Source organism: Aeromonas sp. QDB20 (assembly GCF_027707805.1).
Lineage (GTDB): Bacteria > Pseudomonadota > Gammaproteobacteria > Enterobacterales > Aeromonadaceae > Aeromonas > Aeromonas dhakensis.
Map to the genome: position 1 here is coordinate 205,804 of NZ_JAPCJC010000004.1, position 19,416 is coordinate 225,219.

Consider the following 19,416-nt stretch of genomic DNA (forward strand, 5'->3'; position numbering starts at 1 on the left):
GCAGGCTAAGTAAATAGTGTGATCACGATCTTGTTTATGAAAATTGGAGGTAGGTCTCTGGTGGAGCTCAAGCAGCATGGGTGAAGGGGTGAGTTGGGATCAGCGGCACTTTTGAGTGAAGCAGGAGGCTGGATATGGTCGGCAGGGCCCGGTGAAATAAAGAGAGTCGTTTATTGGGATGGCATGAAAATAGTCACAGCTTTTTATGTGCACCCTAATTAGATGATGCAAAAAAGTATTATATAAATGCGGCACTCTGTTTTTTATTAACTAATATTGATGAGTCAGCTAAACAGGGAGATGATAGCTGTGGAACGATATGAATCGGGTGACGCCCATCTCGCCATCGAGAGTCTGCTGGTGGACGTGGAATATGTGGTCGACGGCCATTATGGACTCAGCCTGGAAAATGCCGAAACCTGTCATGAATTTGACCCTGCCAATATTCCATTGTTATTAGCCGAATAGTCTTTCGGTTGGTGACATCCGCACGTCATATTGAGAGGGCAGCCTGTCACAGGGCCTGCCCGCACCATTTATCCTCTTGCTGCAAGCCGCCATTGCCAGCGGGAGCGCCATGCTTGTAACAACCTCGGCGCTCGCTGTTGAGCCGTCATCGTCTTTCTTTTTTATCACCCGGCAGATCCTGGCCGGAGCGTTTTTGTTGATCAGGGGATCACCCTTGCCTTGTACCGGGTGATCATTCACCACTGCCAAACCTGACAGGCCATTATTGTTGGTTGCGACGCTGGTTATTTGATCGTTATTTGACAATGACCGCTTCAAGCGCCGCTTTAAAGTGCAAAAGAGTGCGCTTCGAAGTGATTTAATGACGACGACGGGGACCAAAATACCCCCATGTAAAATGGGTGCCAACCTTGCCCGCAGGCCATAGCGTTTAAGAATTTAATGTTTTTATATGCCTTTGTTGGCGGGCTAACCGACAGAGGGAGCGGAGATCTCTAGAGTGGCGCCACACCACACGCTGGAGCATAACAATGAAAAACCTCTCTACCCCACACACCAGAACCGCCCTGTTTGGCGGTCGACAGATTGCCGGCATGCCCATGATGATCTTTCTGGGCCTCGCCACCTGCGTCCTCTTCTCGGGCTGGAACGGCTCGCTGCCGCTCGGCATGGTCGGTGCGCTGGCCTTGATGTTCGTGCTCGGCACCCTGCTGACCGAGGTCGGCGAGCGCATCACCCCCATCCGCGAATACCTGGGGGGTGGCACCATACTCGCCATCTTCGGCGGCGCCGCCCTGTTTGAATACCGGATCCTGCCCGTCGAGGCGGGTCAGGTGATCATCGGCTTCATGAAGGAAGGGGGCTTTCTCAACTTCTTCATCGCCAGCCTGGTGACCGGCTCGGTGTTCGGCATGAGCGGCGCCTTGCTGAAGAATGCCGCCATGCGCTACCTGCCGGTGATCCTGGGGGGGGTCGCACTGGCGCTGCTCAGCGTCGGTATGGTGGGCGCCCTGATGGGCTACGGCTTCAAGAATGCGGTGCTGCTCATCGGTCTGCCCATCATGGGCGGCGGCATGGGGGCCGGCGCCGTGCCGCTGGTGGAGATCCTCTCCGGGCCGCTGCAGATGTCGAGCGCCGATCTGCTGTCGCGCATGGTGCCGGCGGTGGTGATCGCCAACACCCTCGCCATCCTGGTGGGTACCCTGCTGGCCCGCCTCGGCCGCCGCTACCCCGCCCTGACCGGCAACGGCAAGCTGATGATAAAAGAGAGTACAGATAGCGTGGCCGAGGAGAAGGCGCAGGCGCCGACCCTGGAGAGTCTGGGTCTGGGGCTCTTCATCAGCTCCAGCATGTTCGTGCTGGGCTCATTGCTTGGCAACTTCATCCCCATGCACCCCTTTGCCCTGATGATCCTGGCGGTGGCCGTCATCAAGGTGAGCGGCCTGCTGCCCCGTCGCTACGAGCAGGCGGCGGCCGACTGGTACCAGTTCGTGGTCACCAACCTGACCCCCTCCCTGCTGGTGGGGATCGGAGTCGCCTACACCAGCATCCCCGAGCTCATCAGCGCCTTCTCCGTCAGCTATTTCGTGCTGGTGCTGGTGACCGTGCTCGGTGGAGCCCTGGGGGCGGCGCTGGTAGGGCGGATTATCGGTTTCTACCCCATCGAGGCGGCCATCACCGGTGGCCTGTGCATGGCCAATATGGGGGGCACGGGTGACGTGGCCGTGCTCTCGGCGGCCCAGCGCATGACGTTGATGCCGTTCGCCCAGATCTCCTCTCGTCTCGGGGGCGCCGTCATGCTGATCCTGGCGACCCTGCTCATCTCGCTGCTGGCATAAGGAACAAGATAATGAACGACATCATGATGGGCACCAGCCTGCCCTATGCCGAACGCAAGCGTCAGGGATTGATGGGGCGCATGCCCCACAAGGAGGAGTCGCTGGCCCAGCAGCGGCGCCGCATCTACCGGCTGGTCTCGGCCATGCAGAGTCCGTTTGATCAGCACCTGCTGCTGCGCCAGCTGCAGGAAGACAACCCGGTACTGTTCTACGAGCTGGTGCGCCACCACCTGCCGGAGCTGTTGCCCATCATCTACACCCCTGTGGTGGGGGAGGCGTGCCAGCGCCACAGCGACCTCTATCTGCGCAGCCACGGCCTTTACCTCTCCTGGCACGACCGGGACGAGCTGGACCACATCTTCGCGGCGGTGGAGCAGGAGGTGGACGTCATCGTCATCTCCGACGGCGAGCGGGTGCTGGGGCTCGGCGATCTCGGCATCGGCGGCATGGGGATCTGCATCGGCAAGCTGGCGCTCTACTCCGCCGCCGGTGGCATCAACCCGGCCCGCACCCTGCCGCTGTGCGTGGACGTGGGCACCAACAACCCCGAATTGCTGGAAGATGACTCCTACCTCGGCTGGCAGGCCCGGCGGGTAGATGGTGAGCCCTATTACCAGTTCATGGACAAGGTGGTGGCCGCCATTCGCAAACGCTGGCCCCAGGTAGTGCTGCAGTTCGAGGACTTCGCCGGCAAGCATGCCGCGAACCTCCTGGCCCGCTACCGCGACGAGCTTTGCATGTTCAACGACGACATCCAGGGCACGGCGGCGGTGGCGTCGGCCTGCGTGCTGGCGGGCTTGCAGCAGGCGGGCAGCGCGCTGGCGGATACCCCGGTGCTGATCGTCGGCGCCGGCTCGGCCGGCTGCGGTATCGCCGCCATGCTGGCCCAGCTGGCGGGCAGCCCGGAGCGGGTGCAGCTGTTCGATCAGGACGGTCTGGTCTGTCTGGACCGGGCCGGGCTCACCCCGGCCCAGCAGCCGTTTGCCCGCCCGGCGGCGGAGGCGTGCAACTCCTTGGCCGCACTCATCGAGCGGCTGCGCCCCGGGGTGCTTATCGGGGTGAGCGGTCAGGGTGGTCTGTTCGACGAGGCGGTGCTGACGGCCATGGGGGAGGTGTGCGAGCGGCCGGTGATCCTGCCACTCTCCAACCCCACCCGCAGCGCCGAGGCGACCCCGGCCCAGGTGTGGCAGGCCACCGGCGGGCGGGCCCTGCTCGCCACCGGCAGCCCCTTCCCGCCGGTGGAGGTGGACGGCGCGGCGCGGGTGGTCTCCCAGTGCAACAACGTCTACGTGTTCCCGGGCATTGGTCTGGGGGCCTGCGCGGTCAAGGCGCGGCGCATCAGCGACGGCATGCTGCGGGCGGCGGTGCAGGCGGTGGGCGCCTATCCGCTGGCCGAGGGGCGGCTGCTGCCCCCCATCGAGCAGGTGGGGGAGGTGGCCCGCGCCGTGGCGAGGGCGGTGGCGCTCTGTGCCCGTGCCGAGGGGCTGGCCGATTTTGCCGGTGATCCCGCACCTTTGATTGACCAGACCTGGTGGCGCCCGCACTATTGGTCCGCGTCCTGATGTTGCAAGGCTAATCGATGAAACTGCGTCACCAACTGGTCACCCTCTCCCTGGGCCTGTCACTGCTCCTGATCGTCATCCTGGGCAGCCTGCTGGCGCTCTTTATCCGCCATTTGCTGGAGAGCAATCTGGAGGAGAAGGGGGGGGATCTGGCGCGGGTGCTGGCGGGGGACAACCGGGTGGTGCAGGCGCTGCAGTGGGGGAGCGATCCGGGCCTGCGCGACTATGTGCAGGGGATCTGTAGCCGCACCGATGCCGCCTACATGGTGGTGACCGACGAGCATGCCCGCCGGCTGAGCCACCCCTCTCCGGAGCTGGTGGGTGGCCTGTTTCGCGGCGAGGATATCTGGCCCTCCCTCAACGAGCGCAGCAGCTACTGCTCCAAGGACGTGGGTACCCTGGGGCCGGCCATCCGCTGCTTCGCTCCGGTGATCGGGCCTGACGGGCGCGCCATCGGTGCCGTGGTGGTGGGTTATCTGATGCAGACGGTGGAGAGCATCTACCTGGATCGGATCGCCCTGCTCATCAGCGCCATCGGCGCCGTGCTGGGCTGCGGTCTGCTGCTGGCGCTCTGGGTCCAGCATCGGCTGCGGCGTACCCTGCTGGATCTGGAGCCGGAGACCATAGTCAATCGCTTCGTACTGCAGGAGCTGGTGCTGGAGCACATCTCGGAGGGGGTGATCGCCCTCGACTCCCGCGGCCACATCCGCATGCTCAACAGCGCCGCGTTTTACCAGCTGCGCCTGCCCGGCACCGGCCGCCACGCCCTGCTCGGCCAGCCGCTCTCGGAACTGTCGCCGCCGCTCGCCCCCGCCCTGACCCAGGTCGAGACCGAGCTCGGTTTCACCGTGCACGGCGAGTCGTTCGTCGGGCGCTGGCAGGCGGTGGAGGGCAAGATCCCCGGTCGGCTGCTGATCTTCAGCCGCCCCGAGGTGACCGGCAGCCTCGGCATGCAGGTGACCCACCTGCGCCAGTATGCCGAGATGCTGCGGATGCAGACCCACGAGTTCGCCAACAAGCTCAGCAGCCTCTCCGGCTTGCTGCAGCTGGGCCACGTGGATCAGGCGGTGGAGCTCATCCAGCAGGAGAGCGAGGCGTGCCAGACCATGCTGCACGATCTGCTGCGGGCCATCGAGGACAAGCCGGTGGCCGGGCTCATCCTCGGCAAGTTCAGCCGGGCCCGCGAGCTTGGGGTGGAGCTGGTGCTGGATCCCGATTCGGCGCTGGGGGAGTACCCGGCGGCGGTGTCGGCGGATCTCATCACTCTCATCGGCAACCTGCTGGACAACGGCATTCGCGCCGCCTGGGCCCGGCGCAAGCAGTGCCCGCCGCGGGTGCTCATCTCCCTCAACGACTTCGGGCGCCGGCTGGTGATCGAGGTGGAGGACAGCGGCGAGGGGGTGGACGAGGCGCTGGCGGACCATCTGTTTGATTACGGCATCAGTCGCCAGACTGGCGATCACGGTGTCGGTCTGTTCCTGGTCAAGGAGACGGTGGCCAGGCGAGGGGGTGTGATAGAATGGCGCCGCACCGCCGAACAGACGACTCTGTTCGGTATCTACTTGAATAAAAACCAATTGGTGTGATCTATGGAGCCCATTTTCACGCTGGTGATCGAGGATGACGAACGGATAGGATCCATTCTGGCCGAGCTGGTCTCCTCCACCCCCGGATTTTCCCTGCTGGGTCGGGCCGAAAGCCTGACCCAGGCCGATCTCATGATGCGCGCGGCCCAGCCGCAGCTGCTGCTGGTGGACATCTCGCTGCCCGACGGCTCCGGCCTGGAGTGGGTGAACCGGCTGCGCAGCCACAACCGCGAAGCCTACGTCATCATGGTGACCGCCTCCTGCGACGTGGAGACCATCCAGCAGGCCCTCAATCAGGGGGTGCAGGATTACATCATCAAGCCGCTGCGGCTGTTTCGCATCCAGCAGAGCCTGGACGAGATCCTCACCCTGCATCGGCGCATCTGCGAGCGCGGCTCCCTCGAGCAGAGCGATCTGGACCGGCTGATGGGCAAGGTGAGGCCCCAGGGGCGCGACGTGCGCGACACCCCCAAGGGGATCGACGCCATCACCCTGCGCCAGGTGCTGGAGTTGCTGGCGGGTGAGCCTGACAGCGCCTTCTCCACCGATACGGTGGCGCTGCGCTTGTCCTTGAGCCGCACCACGGCGCGCCGCTATCTGGAGTATCTGGAGTCGGAGGACAGGGTGGACGTGGATCTCAACTACGGCCAGCGCGGCCGGCCCGAGCGCCGCTACCACTGGCGGCGGGGTAGCTGAGCCGCTTGCCGCACGCAGACCCATACCAGCAAAAAGGGAGCCGAAGCTCCCTTTTTCAGGTCTATACGTCGGCACGAAAATCGGTACGGTGGGCCGCTCAGGCCTCTTCCAGCAGGACGCGGCGGGCTCTTGGCTTGAACTGGGAGAGCATGACCCCGCTCAGGATGAGGCCGCCCCCCAGCAGGTGATAGCCGTGGATGGGCTCCCCCAGGGTGATGACGGCGATGAGGGCCGTGCACAGCGGCATCAGGTTCATGAAGACCGAGGTGCGCTCCGCCCCCAGACTGGCGAGGCCGCGCATCCAGCAGTAGGCGGCGAAGATGGAGGAGGCGAGCCCGGCGAACAGCACCATGCTCCAGCCCTGGGCGGGAATAGCCAGGGAGTCGGCGGAGAGGGCCAGCGGAATGAGCAGCAGCACCGCCAGCAGGATCTGCAGGTAGAGATTGAGCCAGGGGCCGAACGGCAGTTGCCAGCGGCGTATCAAGAGGCCATAGAGGGCATAGCTGGCCGCCCCCAGCAGCATCATGCCGTCGCCTGGGTTGATGCCGCTGTGCAGCAGCGTCTGAGGGTTGCCCTGACCGAGCAGCCAGAGCACCCCGAACAGCGAGAGGCTCATGCCGAGCAGCGCCTGCTTGCCCGGCTTCTGGCCAAAGCAGCAGGCCCCGATCAGCAGGGTGAGCAGCGGCAGCAGGGAGCCGATGACCCCCATGTTGGTGGCCGAGGTGCTGTGGGCGGCGTAGTAGGCGAGGCACTGGTAGAGCACCATGCCAAGCAGGGAGAGCACCAGCAGCTTGCCGAGCCAGGGGCGGAGATCGCGCCGGCGGCGCCACAGCTGCGGCAGGCAGAATGGGGTCAGCGCCAGGGCGGCGATCACCCAGCGGTAAAACGAGATGGCGGCAGGATCCAGCACGCCGGCGGCGGCCTTGGAGACCACGGTATTGGCGGCCCAGATCAGGATGGCGAGCAGGGGAAAGAGAAAAGGCATAGGCACTCCTTGGTATGATGGAGAGAGTCTAGCCTTGTCTTGAACGATGCAAGTAGCGTAAATAAGACATGTCATAACCGCTTTGGGACAATCTGCATGGGCACCCTCACCCTGGCCGAGCAGGATCGCCTGCTGGCCGCCCCCAATCCCCTCTATTTTCGCTACAGCCAGATCCAGGGGGGCAACGCCTGCGCCGAGCACGCCCACCCCTGGGGCCAGCTCAGCCTCATCAGTCTCGGGGTCATGGTGGTGGAGGTCGGGGGGCAGCGGCTGGTGGCGCCGCCGGACTACCTCATCTGGGTGCCGGCGGATCAGCCCCACACCGCCTTCAACGAGCAGACCCTGGACTACACCTCCATCTACGTGAGCCACGCGCTGGCGCCGCGCCTGCCACGGGAACCTCAGCTGCTGGCGCTTACCCCCTTGCTGCGGGCCCTGCTGGAGGATTTCACCCAGCGCCGGGTCGGCCACATGGAGGACGAGTGGGATGCCCGCCAGGGTGAACTCTTCATCGAGAAGCTGGCTCGCACCCGTTGCCAGCCAAGCTACCTGCCCCAGAGCCGGGATCGCCTGCTGGCCCCCCTGCTGGCGGCATTGCAGGCGGCGCCGGAGGACAACCGCACCCTGGCCCAGTGGGCCAAGGTGCTGCACACCACGGAGCGCACCCTGGCGCGGCGCTGCCAGAAGGAGCTCGGCATGAGCCTCGGCCAGTGGCGCACCCGGCTGCGGCTGGTGAAGGCACTGGACTGGCTGCGCGGCGAGATGCCGGTGCAGGAGATCGCCTGGCGGCTCGGTTACACCTCCACCTCGGCCTTTATCGCCATGTTCCAGCGCGAACAGGGCTGTGCCCCCCAGCGCTATCGCCAACAGCTGGGGATCGGCGCCGGGCAGGCACAACTCTGACCGCGACCGCACCAGCAATGAAAAGGGCGCCCGCAGGCGCCCTTGTCGATCACGGGATGGGCTTAGAAGAAGCCGAGCGGGTTGATGTCGTGGCTCACCAGCAGGTTCTTGGTGTTCTGGTAGTGGTCCAGCATCATCTTGTGAGTCTCGCGGCCGATCCCTGACTTCTTGTAGCCGCCGAAGGCCGCGTGGGCCGGGTAGGCGTGGTAGCAGTTGACCCAGACCCGGCCGGCCTGGATGCCGCGCCCCATGCGCCAGGCCAGGTTGCTGTCGCGGGTCCACAGGCCCGCCCCCAGGCCGTATTGGGTGTCGTTGGCAATCGCCAGCGCATCCGCCTCGTCCTTGAAGGTGGTGACCCCGAGCGCCGGCCCGAAGATCTCCTCCTGGAACACCCGCATCTTGTTCTGACCAAAGAAGATGGTGGGCTGGATGTAGAAGCCCCCCTCCAGCCCGCTCACCCTGGCCGGGCCGCCGCCGATCAGCATTTTTGCCCCTTCGCCGCGGCCGATCTCCATGTAGCTCAGGATCTTGTCGAACTGCTCGCGGGACGCCTGGGCGCCCACCTGGGTGGTGGTGTCGAGGGGGTTGCCCTGCACTATGGTGCGGGCGCGGGCCAGCACTCTGTCCATGAAGTCGTCATAGATGCTCTCCTGCACCAGGGCGCGGGAGGGGCAGGTGCACACCTCGCCCTGGTTGAAGAAGGTCATCAGCATCCCTTCCACCGCCTTGTCGATGTAGCTGCTCTCGTGCTGCATCACGTCGGCGAAGTAGATGTTGGGGGACTTGCCACCCAGCTCCACGGTGGAGGGAATGAGCTTGTCGGCGGCGCAGCGCAGGATGTGGGCGCCCACCTCGGTGGAGCCGGTAAACGCGAGCTTCTGGATCCGGTCGCTGGTGGCGAGCGCCTGGCCTGCCTCGGCGCCGAAGCCGTTGACCACGTTGACCACGCCGGGGGGCAGGATGTCCTTGATGAGATCCATCATCAGCATGATGGTGACCGGGGTCTGCTCGGCGGGCTTGAGCACGCTGCAGCAGCCGGCCGCCAGCACCGGGGCCAGCTTCCAGGCCGCCATCAGCAGCGGGAAGTTCCACGGGATGATCTGGCCGACCACCCCGATGGGCTCCTTGAAGTGGTAGCTGACGGTGTTCTGATCCAGCTCGGCGGCCGAGCCCTCCTGGGCGCGGATGCAGCCGGCGAAGTAGCGGAAGTGATCCACCACCAGTGGCAGGTCGGCGGCCAGGGTCTCGCGCACCGCCTTGCCGTTCTCCCAGGTCTCGGCGATGGCGAGCACCTCGATGTTCTGCTCGATGCGATCGGCGATGCGCAGCAGCAGGTTGCTGCGCTCGGTGACGCTGGTCTTGCTCCAGCTGGCGAACGCCTTGTGAGCGGCGTCCAGCGCCAGCTCGATGTCGGCGGCGTCGGAGCGGGCCACTTCGCAGAACACGCGGCCATCCACCGGCGAGATGTTTTCAAAGTAGCGGCCGGCGCGCGGCGCCACCCAGTCGCCACCGATGAAGTTGTCGTAACGGGACTTGAAGCTGACCAGGGCACCTGCCTGACCGGGAGCGGTATAAATCATCTCATCATCCTTATGTGTGTGGTCCTGACCGGGCTGGCGAGCAGCCCGGTTGCTGCTGTGTATCGCAAGGGGCGTGCCAGAGGGTCTGACCAGCGCCTCAAAAGTTACAAAAACGTTATCAAACGGGGTGCGGCAGCGTATCTTGGTTAACCAATGACCGCGGCGGTGGCGATACAGCTGTGCCGATTCTGGACAGTGGCCGCGACAGTCGTGCCGTTTGTGAACAGGAGGTGTGATGAGCGAGTTCCCTCAATCTGGTGCCAGCCCGATCCAGCGCTCCTGGCAGCGCTGCCTGCACCAGGGGCTGAGTCGTCAGCAGAGCGCCGAACTGGACTTGATGCCCCAGGGGGAGCTGTCGGCCCGCCAGGAGCAGCACAGGGTGCTGATCGCCAGCTTCCGGCGCTTCGTGCTGCCGTTGTTTGACCAACTGCTGGCGGGGCGCCCCTGTCGGTTGTTGCTGTGCGATGGCGAGGGTGCCATCCTGGCCGCCAGCGGTGATGACGGCTTCGCCCGCCACGCCGAGCGGGTCTTTTTGCGCAGCGGCGCCCGCTGGGGGGAGGCGAGCAAGGGCACCAATGCCATCGGCACGGCGCTGGCCGAGCAGAGCGAGGTACAGGTGCTCGGCAATCAGCACTTCTTCGCCCAGCACAGCTTTCTCAGCTGCAGCGCCTGCCCGCTGCTCGGGCCGGACGGGCAAGTGATCGGCGTGCTCGACATCTCCACCGATGCGGCCCACCACGGCGGCGACATGCTGGGCACGGTGCGGCTGCTGGCCATGACGCTGGAAAATGCGCTGCTGGCGTGCCAGCCGGGCTGGCTGGTGGATCTCGAGCCCCAGAGTCTCTGGTCTGCCCGCCTGCTGCTGGGGGAGGAGGGCGAACTGCTCGGGGCCAACCGGGCCGGCCGGCTCTGGCTCGGCCAGCACCCCTTCGACGGCAAGCAGCTGCTGCGGGATCGGCGCGGCTTGCGGCTGGTACCGGAGGCTCATCCCGTAGCGGCCCTGCCGGCCGCTGCCGGTGGCTCGCACGGTCGGCAGGTGCCGCTCAAGATGCTGGAGCGCGGCATCTCCCTGCTCATCGAGGGGGAGACCGGCAGCGGCAAGGAGCATCTGGTGCGCGAACTGCACGGGCAGTCGAGCCGGCGGGCGCAACCCCTGGTGTGCGTCAACTGCGGCGCCCTGCCGGCGGAGCTGGTGGAAGCCGAGCTGTTCGGCTATGTCGGCGGGGCCTTCAGCGGCGCCCGCAGTCAGGGCAGCCAGGGGTATCTGCGCGCCGCCCACGGCGGCATCCTGATGCTGGACGAGATCGGCGAGCTGCCGCTCTCGGCCCAGACCCGCTTGCTGCGGGTGCTGCAGGAGCGCGCCGTCACCCCGGTCGGCAGCCACAGACCTGAGGCGGTGGATTTCTGGCTGGTGTCGGCGAGCCATCGGGATCTGGCGGCCATGGTGGCGGCCGGCACCTTTCGCGAGGATCTCTACTACCGCATCTGCGGCTGGCGCCAGCAACTGGCGCCGTTGCGCGACTGGCCGATCTCCGAGCGGCAGGCACTGGTCCAACGGTTGCTGGCCGAGATGGATCCTGCCCTGCACCTGACCGATGAGGCCGAGCGCCAACTGCTGGCCCACCCGCTGCCCGGCAACGTGCGCCAGCTCAAGCAGGCGCTGGAAGTGGCCAGCGTATTGGCGGAGGGGCAGGGCTGGATTGAACCCGCCCACCTGCATCTGCCGACCGTGGCGGTGGCGCCGGTCGCCACCACGGCGCTGGCGGGCAGCACATTGCGCGAGCAGAACCGGCAACGGGTGCAGCAGACCCTGACAGAGTGCGGCGGCAACGTGAGCGAGGCGGCGCGCCGGCTCGGCATCAGCCGCACCACCCTCTATCGGGCGCTGCGGGAGGCAAGCTGAGGCGTTTGTGACCTAAGTTTTTCGTGGTTAAAATGGGTCCACAAGAGACCCTTTGATGATTCTTTTGCATGGCATGGAGTGCCTTATGACGCGTACCCGATTTGATTGGCAAGACCCCTTCTTTCTCGATAGCCAGCTCGGCGAAGAGGAGCGGCTCATCCGCGACGCCGCCCGCGACTACTGCCAGGCGCGGTTGATGCCGCGGGTGCTGGAGGCGAACCGCCGCGAGCAGTTTGACCGCACCATCATGAACGAGCTGGGGGAGCTGGGGCTGCTCGGCGCCACCCTGCCGGAGCAGTACGGCTGCGCCGGGGTCAATCACGTGGCCTACGGTCTCATCGCCCGGGAGGTGGAGCGGGTCGACAGCGGCTACCGCTCGGCCATGAGCGTGCAGTCGTCCCTGGTGATGCACCCGATCCACGCCTATGGCGACGAGGCCCAGCGCCAGCGCTGGCTGCCGGGGCTGGCCCGGGGTGAATTGGTGGGCTGCTTCGGCCTCACCGAGCCGGATGCGGGTTCCGACCCTGGCTCCATGAAGAGCCGCGCCGAGCGGGTCGAGGGCGGCTATCTGCTCACCGGCAACAAGATGTGGATCACCAACTCCCCCATCGCCGATCTGTTCGTGGTGTGGGCCAAGCTCGATGGCGAGATCACCGGCTTCGTGCTGGAGAAGGGGATGGCCGGGCTCTCTGCCCCCAAGATCGAGGGCAAGTTCTCCCTGCGCGCCTCCATCACAGGCGAGATCGTGATGGAGCGAGTCTTCGTGCCGGAGGCCAACCGGCTGGCCGGGGTGAGCGGCCTCAAGGGGCCGTTCGGCTGCCTCAACAAGGCGCGCTACGGCATTGCCTGGGGGGCGCTCGGCGCCGCCGAGTTCTGCTGGCACGCCGCCCGCCAGTACGGACTGGATCGTCAGCAGTTCGGCCGCCCGCTCGCCGCCACCCAGCTGTTTCAGCTCAAGCTGGCCAACATGCAGACCGAGATTGCCTTAGGCCTGCAGGGCTGTCTGCAGGCCGGGCGCCTGATGGACGAGGGGCGCTGCCCGGTGGAGCTGGTGTCGCTCATCAAGCGCAACAGTTGTGGCAAGGCGCTGGAGATCGCCCGCGTCGCCCGCGACATGCACGGCGGCAACGGCATCAGCGACGAGTTTCACGTCATTCGCCACGTGATGAACCTGGAGGCGGTCAACACCTACGAGGGAACCCACGACATCCATGCCCTGATCCTGGGGCGGGCCCAGACCGACCTGCAGGCGTTTGAGTAATGGGGCCCCTTGCCGGTGTGCGCGTGCTGGATCTCAGCCGTGTGCTGGCCGGCCCCTGGGCCAGCCAGCTGCTTGCCGATCTCGGCGCCGACGTGGTCAAGGTGGAGGCCCCCGGGCGCGGTGACGACACCCGCCACTGGGGCCCGCCCGAGCTGGTGGCGGGGGAGGCGGCCTACTTTCACGCGGCCAACCGGGGCAAACGCTCCATCGCCCTGGATCTAGCGCGCGACAGAGACACCCTGCTGGCCTTGGTGGACTGTGCCGACGTGGTGATCGAGAACTTCAAGGTGGGGGGACTGGCGCGCTTTGGCCTCGATTACCCGAGCCTCAAGGCCCGCCGTCCAGAGCTTATCTACTGCTCCATCACCGGCTTTGGCCAGGACGGGCCATGGGCCCAGCGACCCGGTTACGATCTGCTGATCCAGGGGCTGGGTGGATTGATGAGCATTACGGGTCAACCCGATGGGGTGCCCGGCGGCGGGCCTATCAAGGTGGGGGTGGCGCTTGTCGACATCCTCACCGGCCTCTACGCTACCATCGGCATCCAGGCGGCCTTGCGCCATCGGGAGCGAACCGGGGAGGGGCAGCAGATCGATCTCGCCCTGCTCGACGTGTCGGTGGCGGTGCTGGCCAACCAGGCGATGAACTATCTCGCCACCGGGCAGGCGCCCGGGCGCCTTGGCAACGGCCACCCCAATATCGTCCCCTACGACGTCTATCCCACCCGGGATGGCCATCTGATCCTCGCGGTGGGCAACGATGGCCAGTTTGCCGCCCTGGCGGCCCTGCTGGGGGAACCCGGGTGGGCGCAGGACCCCGACTTTGCCACCAACGCCGCCCGGGTGCGCCAGTGTCACCGGCTCAACGCCCTGATTGCCGAGCGGCTGCTGGCGCGCAGCAGCGCCGAGTGGAATGCCATGCTGGAGGCGGCCGGGGTGCCGGGCGGCCCCATCCTCACCCTGGATGCGCTGTTTGCCCTCGAGCAGGGGGCGGTGCGCGGCTGGGTGCAGCAGGTGCAGCGTGGGGAACAATCCTTGCCCACCCTGGCCAACCCGCTGCATCTGTCGGCCACTCCGGTGTGCTATGGGCGCGCCTCGCCGGCGCTGGATGGCGACCGGGATAGCGTGCTGCGCGACTGGCTCGGGCAGGAGTGAACCGGTTGCTTTAAGCGGGGAGATCGCGCCTGCCCGGCGCCATGCTCCCCTCTTCCATCCTCTGCCATCTCATCTGCCCCGGTGCTGGAGCCCGGGGCCGTCCCCCGTTATGATGCGCCCCGTCCATTCATCTGTTGAGGTACTTCCCATGGCACAACACATTGGCGCCCTGGCCCTGCTGGTGGCCGATTACGAGCAGGCCATCACCTTCTTTACCCAGGGACTGGGGTTCGAGCTGCTGGAAGACACCCCCCTCGACGAGCCGGGCAAACCGGGCAAGCGCTGGGTGCGGGTTGCCCCCAAGGGTGCCCCCGGTTCCGCCCTGTTGCTGGCGCGGGCGGCCACCCCGGAGCAGCGGGCCGCTATCGGCCAGCAGGGGGGCGGCCGGGTCTTCCTGTTCCTCGAGACTGACGACTTCTGGGGCGACTACCAGCGCATGCAGGCGTACGGTGTCCATTTTTGTGAACAGCCGCGCACCGAGCCTTACGGCACCGTGGTGGTATTCGAGGACATCAGTGGCAATCGCTGGGATCTGCTGCAACTCACTGCTGCCAACTGAATCTGAAAACGTTTATCATCCCGCCTGTCATAAAGTCATAAAAGTGTCACAGAAAGTTCTAATAATTGGCGCACCCATCTTCACAGAGGAGAGAGAAGGGATATGGCTAAGCGAATTCTGGTGGTCGAGGACGAAGCACCGATCCGCGAAATGCTCTGCTTCGTGCTCGAGCAGAAGGGATATGAAACAGTAGAAGCTGAAGATTTTGCCGACGGATTGGCGAAGGTGCGCGAACCCTACCCCGAACTCATCGTGCTGGACTGGATGATGCCAGGCGGCAGCGGCATCCAGTTCATCAAGCAGCTCAAGCAGGATGAGGTGACCCGCCAGATCCCGGTGGTGATGCTGACCGCTCGCGGCGAGGAAGAGGACAAGGTGCGCGGGCTGGAGGCGGGGGCCGATGACTACATCACCAAGCCGTTCTCCCCCAAGGAGCTGACCGCCCGCCTGCATGCGGTGATGCGTCGCGTCTCTCCCACCTCGGTGGACGAGGTGATCGAGGTGCAGGGGCTCAAGCTGGACCCTGTCTCCCACCGGGTCAGCGCCGAGGAGAAGGCCCTCGACATGGGGCCGACCGAATTCAAGCTGCTGCACTTCTTCATGACCCACCCGGAGCGGGTCTACAGCCGCGAGCAGCTGCTCAACAACGTCTGGGGTACCAATGTGTACGTCGAGGACAGAACCGTGGATGTGCATATCCGTCGCCTGCGCAAGGCCATTGAGGAGACGGGGCATGATCGCTTGATCCAGACGGTGCGCGGCGCGGGCTATCGCTTCTCAACCCGTCTCTAAGAGGCACTTATGTTGCAACCATACGCCTGGCGGCGCCAGTTGTGGCGAATGGCATTCTTCTATGCGCCCTTCGTCTTGGTCGGCTGGCTGACGGAGAGCCTGGCCCTGTGTCTGTTGCTGGCTACCGTCATGCACCTGGGCTGGCACTACCGTTTCCAGAAGCGGCTGTCAGACTGGCTGTGGCACGATCGCAGCCTGGTGCCTCCCAACGGCAGCGGCAGCTGGGAGTACATCTTCAACGGCATCTACAAGCTGCAGCAGCGCCACCGGGCCCGCCGCCGCGAGCTGGCGGGTCTGATCCGCCGCTTTCGGGAAGGGGCCGAGGCACTGCCCGATGCGGCCGTGGTGTTTCGCACCGACGGCAGCATCCTCTGGTGCAACCGGCTGGCGGAGCAGCTGCTCGGCTTTCGCTGGCCGGAAGATGCCGGTCAGCACATCGGCAACCTGATTCGCAACCCCGCCTTCGGCGCCTACCTCGGCAAGGGGGAGTACGACGAACCGTTCGAGATGACCTCGCCCATCAACGAGGAGAAGTTTCTCGAGTTTCGCATCATGCCCTACGCCGAGGATCAGGCCATGCTGGTGGTGCGGGACGTGACTCGGCTGCGCAGTCTGGAGAAGACCCGCAAGCACTTCGTCTCCAACGTCTCCCACGAGCTGCGCACCCCGCTCACCGTGCTCAAGGGCTATCTGGAGATGACCGAGGAGCCGCCGCCGCCCGCCATGTGGGCCAAGGCGCACAGGGTGATGATGGAGCAGACCATCCGCATGGACAACCTGGTCAATCAGCTGCTCACCCTGTCGCGCATCGAGGCGGCGCCCACCGTGGATCTCTCCCATCTGGTGGACATGCCCGCCATGCTGGGGCTGCTGGAGCAGGAGGCGCGGGCGCTCTCCGGCGAGCGGGCCCACCAGATCGAGTTCATGGTGCAGCCCAATCTGCTGGTGCGCGGCGATCAGGATCAGCTGCGCAGCGCCGTCTCCAACCTGGTTTACAACGCTATCCACTACACCCCGGCGGGGCGCAAGATCACGGTGGAGTGGCGCAAGCAGGGGACGATGGCGCTGTTTGCGGTGCAGGACGAGGGGGAGGGGATCCCGCCCGAGCACCTGGCGCGGCTCACCGAGCGGTTCTACCGGGTCGACAAGGCGCGCTCGCGCCACACCGGCGGCTCCGGGCTCGGCCTTGCCATCGTCAAGCATGCCCTGAGTCACCACGACTGCCAGCTCGACATCGAGAGTCGGGTCGGCCTTGGCAGCCGTTTCAGCTTCCTCATCCCCGCTCGCATGGTGGTGTTGAAATAAGCATTTCAAGCAATGGGTTAGCGATGAAAAGAGGGCGGCGATGGCGGCCCTTTTTTCATTTGGTCAAAAGCCTCGCCATGTCATTAAAGTGTCACATTAAATCCATAAATTTGTCACTGCCAGGTCAGATACTGGCGCCGTCTTGAGAACGGACCTGTGCCAGTGCGGCGCAGGGAGAGAATGAAACGCGACCGGCCGATCGCCCCACTCGGGATGCCACCACGTTTCGGCCTCAGATTGATGACTGCCTTCCACCGCCCCGGAGTCGGGCCAAAGAGGGCAGGGAATGACACTCAGCGCCCCGGTCGGATGACTGGCACTGAGCCAAGTTAACCCGTGTTTTGATGGACTGCGTTCTGCAACCTTGGAGAGATTGGATGAAACTCAACAAACTGGCTGGTGTAATCGGATTCACCGCAGCAACCCTGTTTTCCGTCAGCGCCCTGGCTGCCGGTGTGGATAAAAATCTGCCGGATTACACTCCGACCAGCGGCATCTCGGGCAACCTGTCCTCTGTCGGCTCGGACACCCTGGCCAACATGATGACCCTGTGGGCCGAAGAATTTAAGCGCATGTACCCCAACGTCAACGTGCAGATCCAGGCCGCCGGCTCCTCTACCGCGCCGACCGCGCTGACCGAAGGCGTCGCCCAGTTTGGCCCCATGAGCCGCGCCATGAAGTCCGGCGAGGAAGAGGCGTTCGAGAAGCGCTACGGTTACAAGCCGACCGCCATCCGCGTCGCGGTCGATGCCCTGGCGGTGTTCGTCAACAAGGACAACCCCATCAAGGGCCTGTCCATGCAGCAACTGGATGCCATCTTCTCCAGCACCCTCAAGTGCGGTGAAGCCAAGGCGGCCACCAAGTGGGCCGACCTGGGTCTGGACGGCTCCTGGTCTGGCAAGGATCTGCAACTGTTCGGTCGCAACTCCGTCTCCGGCACCTACGGCTACTTCAAAGAACACGCCCTGTGCAACGGCGACTTCAAGAGCGGCGTGAACGAGCAGCCGGGCTCTGCCTCCGTGGTGCAGTCGGTCTCCTCCTCCCTGAACGGTATCGGCTACTCCGGCATCGGTTACGTCACCTCCGGCGTGCGCGCAGTACCGCTCTCCAAGGATGGCAAGACCTTCATCGAAGCGACCTCCGACAACGCCATCACCGGCAAGTATCCTCTGTCGCGCTTCCTGTACGTCTACGTGAACAAGCACCCGAACAAGCCGCTCTCCCCGATGGAGCAAGAGTTCCTGAAGATGGTGCTCTCCAAGGCGGGCCAGAACATCGTCGCCAAAGATGGCTACGTACCGGTACCGGCCAAGGTGGTCGAAGCCGACTTGAAGAAACTGGGCATCATGTAAGCCGGTTTCCTCTGCCAGACGGGCCCCGCGGGGCCCGTTTTCTTTTTGGGCCGGCTGTGACCGCTTTCGCCGGACCGGGTGATTTGTCGACTTGCACCGGACGCCCGCATTTCCGAAAATAGGGCATCTTTATGGTGAAGGACACCTCCATGACATCTCCCTTGTTCAAGCTTGGCCTGGCGGCACTCTGTACGACCCTGCTCGCCAGCTGTGCCCAGTCTCCCACCGGTCGCAGCCAGATGCTGCTGTTCTCACCCCAGCAGATGAGCAAGCTGGGGGCTGACTCCTTCGAGCAGATGAAGAAGCAGGAGAAGGTGAGCAAGGATGCCAGAGTGAACGCCTATGTCTCCTGCGTCGCCAAGGCGGTGACCGCCCAGGTGCCCGCCAGCTACGGCATCACCAACTGGGAAGTGGTGGTGTTTGACTCCAAGCAGGTGAACGCCTTCGCCCTGCCCGGCGGCAAGATCGGGGTCTACACCGGCCTGCTCAAGGTGGCCAAGAATCAGGATCAGCTCGCCACCGTCATCGGCCACGAGCTGACCCACGTGCTGGCCCAGCACTCCAACGAGCGGCTCTCCCGCAGCCAGCTGACCGGCCTTGGGCTGGCGGCGGCCGACATCGCCATGGGCAGCAGCGAATACCGCGGCGCCACCATGGCGGCACTGGGGCTCGGGGTCGAGGTCGGCGTCATGCTGCCCTATGGCCGCGAGCAGGAGAGCGAGGCGGACAGGCTGGGGCTGGATCTGATGGCCCGCGCCGGTTTCAATCCGGCCGAAGCCATTCCGCTCTGGCAGAACATGAGCGCGGCCGCGGGCGGCAATGCGCCGCCCCAGCTGCTCTCCACCCACCCCAGCAACGAGAGCCGGATCGCCGAGCTGCAGGCCCAGCAGGCTGAGGCCGTGCCGCTCTATCAGCAGGCCCGCGCCTCCGGACTGGTGCCCCAATGCAAGGCATAAGCCTGCGCATGGCGCGGTCCGATGACGCCGCCGCCATGACGGTGATGCAGCGGGCCAGCTGGCTCGCCGCATATGGCGGCGTGCTCGGTACCGACATGCTGGCCCAGCTGGCGGTCACCGAGCACCTGCAGATCTGGCAGCGCCGGCTGGCGGAGACGGGCCCAAGGCCCATGCTGCTGTGCCAGGACGAGGTGGTCATCGGCCTGCTCTACTGGCAGCCGGAGCTGGCGGGGGAGTACCCCACCGCCTGGATCCGTGCCTTTTACCTGCATCCCGACCACTGGCGCCAGGGCCACGGCAAGCGGCTGTGGCAGGCGGTGGCGATGCAGATGCGGCGCGCAGGCTGTGAGGGCGTCAGATTGTGGCTGCTCGATGGCAACCACATAGGTGAGGGGTTTTATCTGCGCCGCGGCTTCGTCTTCGATGGTCAGGAGCGCACCCTGATGAGCCTCGGCCAGCCCTGCCTGCAGCGACAAATGTTTCGTTTGCTTTGATCTCTCTCCCGTTTTTCGCCCT

Annotated in this window: 18 protein-coding genes; 15 read left to right on the forward strand and 3 right to left on the reverse strand. The window is 65.1% G+C overall.

Going from position 1 to position 19,416, the window contains the following annotated elements; translation table 11 throughout:
• The first annotated feature begins 276 nt into the window (after window positions 1-276).
• A complete protein-coding gene (locus tag PG897_RS06675; protein ID WP_017764158.1) occupies window positions 277-468 on the forward strand; it encodes a hypothetical protein in 192 nt (63 codons plus the stop codon).
• On the opposite strand, the gene PG897_RS06680 is transcribed toward PG897_RS06675, so the two are convergent.
• Window positions 457-774, reverse strand: coding sequence for a hypothetical protein (locus PG897_RS06680; RefSeq protein WP_201880412.1), 318 nt, complete (start codon window positions 772-774; stop codon window positions 457-459). The two genes, PG897_RS06675 and PG897_RS06680, sit on opposite strands and share 12 nt — an antisense overlap.
• Before the next feature lie 224 nt (window positions 775-998).
• Here PG897_RS06680 and PG897_RS06685 point away from each other — a divergent pair, with 224 nt between their 5' ends.
• The 4 genes from PG897_RS06685 to PG897_RS06700 are packed head-to-tail and all read left to right on the forward strand — an operon-like array spanning window position 999 to window position 6,150.
• Entirely contained in the window at window positions 999-2,306 is a 1,308-nt protein-coding gene (locus PG897_RS06685) for a 2-hydroxycarboxylate transporter family protein (protein WP_201880415.1), read from the forward strand.
• Between the two features lie 11 nt (window positions 2,307-2,317).
• Window positions 2,318-3,868 (forward strand): NAD-dependent malic enzyme, encoded by a 1,551-nt coding sequence (locus PG897_RS06690; protein ID WP_201880418.1) that lies wholly within the window; start codon window positions 2,318-2,320, stop codon window positions 3,866-3,868.
• 17 nt (window positions 3,869-3,885) lie between these two features.
• Entirely contained in the window at window positions 3,886-5,454 is a 1,569-nt protein-coding gene (locus PG897_RS06695) for an ATP-binding protein (protein ID WP_017786436.1), read from the forward strand.
• Between the two features lie 3 nt (window positions 5,455-5,457).
• On the forward strand, window positions 5,458-6,150 hold the full coding sequence (locus PG897_RS06700) for a response regulator (RefSeq protein ID WP_005303332.1): 693 nt from the start codon (window positions 5,458-5,460) through the stop codon (window positions 6,148-6,150).
• Window positions 6,151-6,247: 97 nt separating this feature from the next.
• Here PG897_RS06700 and PG897_RS06705 read toward each other — a convergent pair whose 3' ends face one another.
• The gene (locus PG897_RS06705; RefSeq protein ID WP_201880421.1) at window positions 6,248-7,135 is read right to left on the reverse strand and encodes a DMT family transporter; all 888 of its coding nucleotides are present in this window, start codon (window positions 7,133-7,135) and stop codon (window positions 6,248-6,250) included.
• Window positions 7,136-7,231: 96 nt separating this feature from the next.
• On the opposite strand from PG897_RS06705, the gene PG897_RS06710 reads away from it, so the two are divergent.
• Complete coding sequence (locus tag PG897_RS06710) at window positions 7,232-8,038, forward strand: AraC family transcriptional regulator (RefSeq protein WP_005298514.1); 807 nt, start codon at window positions 7,232-7,234, stop codon at window positions 8,036-8,038.
• Between the two features lie 62 nt (window positions 8,039-8,100).
• Here the strand turns inward: PG897_RS06710 and exaC are convergent, their stop codons facing one another.
• Window positions 8,101-9,618: an acetaldehyde dehydrogenase ExaC gene (gene exaC / locus PG897_RS06715; RefSeq protein WP_201880423.1), complete on the reverse strand. Its 1,518-nt coding sequence runs from the start codon at window positions 9,616-9,618 to the stop codon at window positions 8,101-8,103.
• 235 nt (window positions 9,619-9,853) lie between these two features.
• Here exaC and PG897_RS06720 point away from each other — a divergent pair, with 235 nt between their 5' ends.
• The 9 genes from PG897_RS06720 to PG897_RS06760 all read left to right on the forward strand — a co-directional run bounded on the left by PG897_RS06720 (window position 9,854) and on the right by PG897_RS06760 (window position 19,394).
• On the forward strand, window positions 9,854-11,521 hold the full coding sequence (locus PG897_RS06720; protein WP_270828794.1) for a sigma-54-dependent Fis family transcriptional regulator: 1,668 nt from the start codon (window positions 9,854-9,856) through the stop codon (window positions 11,519-11,521).
• Window positions 11,522-11,606: 85 nt separating this feature from the next.
• Complete coding sequence (locus PG897_RS06725) at window positions 11,607-12,782, forward strand: acyl-CoA dehydrogenase (protein WP_017783478.1); 1,176 nt, start codon at window positions 11,607-11,609, stop codon at window positions 12,780-12,782.
• Window positions 12,782-13,936: a CaiB/BaiF CoA transferase family protein gene (locus PG897_RS06730; RefSeq protein ID WP_270828796.1), complete on the forward strand. Its 1,155-nt coding sequence runs from the start codon at window positions 12,782-12,784 to the stop codon at window positions 13,934-13,936. The genes PG897_RS06725 and PG897_RS06730 overlap by 1 nt, the downstream gene beginning before the upstream one ends.
• 148 nt (window positions 13,937-14,084) lie before the next feature.
• Window positions 14,085-14,495: a VOC family protein gene (locus tag PG897_RS06735; protein WP_201880432.1), complete on the forward strand. Its 411-nt coding sequence runs from the start codon at window positions 14,085-14,087 to the stop codon at window positions 14,493-14,495.
• Window positions 14,496-14,597: 102 nt separating this feature from the next.
• The gene (gene phoB / locus PG897_RS06740; protein ID WP_005298527.1) at window positions 14,598-15,287 is read left to right on the forward strand and encodes a phosphate regulon transcriptional regulator PhoB; all 690 of its coding nucleotides are present in this window, start codon (window positions 14,598-14,600) and stop codon (window positions 15,285-15,287) included.
• A 9-nt stretch (window positions 15,288-15,296) separates the two neighbouring features.
• Window positions 15,297-16,592 (forward strand): phosphate regulon sensor histidine kinase PhoR, encoded by a 1,296-nt coding sequence (gene phoR / locus PG897_RS06745; protein ID WP_005298529.1) that lies wholly within the window; start codon window positions 15,297-15,299, stop codon window positions 16,590-16,592.
• 377 nt (window positions 16,593-16,969) lie between these two features.
• Window positions 16,970-17,944 (forward strand): PstS family phosphate ABC transporter substrate-binding protein, encoded by a 975-nt coding sequence (locus PG897_RS06750; RefSeq protein ID WP_005298532.1) that lies wholly within the window; start codon window positions 16,970-16,972, stop codon window positions 17,942-17,944.
• A 149-nt stretch (window positions 17,945-18,093) separates the two neighbouring features.
• Window positions 18,094-18,900, forward strand: coding sequence for a M48 family metallopeptidase (locus tag PG897_RS06755; RefSeq protein WP_017780627.1), 807 nt, complete (start codon window positions 18,094-18,096; stop codon window positions 18,898-18,900).
• Window positions 18,888-19,394, forward strand: a complete 507-nt coding sequence (locus PG897_RS06760) for a GNAT family N-acetyltransferase (protein ID WP_201880435.1) — start codon at window positions 18,888-18,890, stop codon at window positions 19,392-19,394. Before PG897_RS06755 ends, PG897_RS06760 begins: the two co-directional genes overlap by 13 nt.
• The last annotated feature ends 22 nt before the right edge of the window (window positions 19,395-19,416 follow it).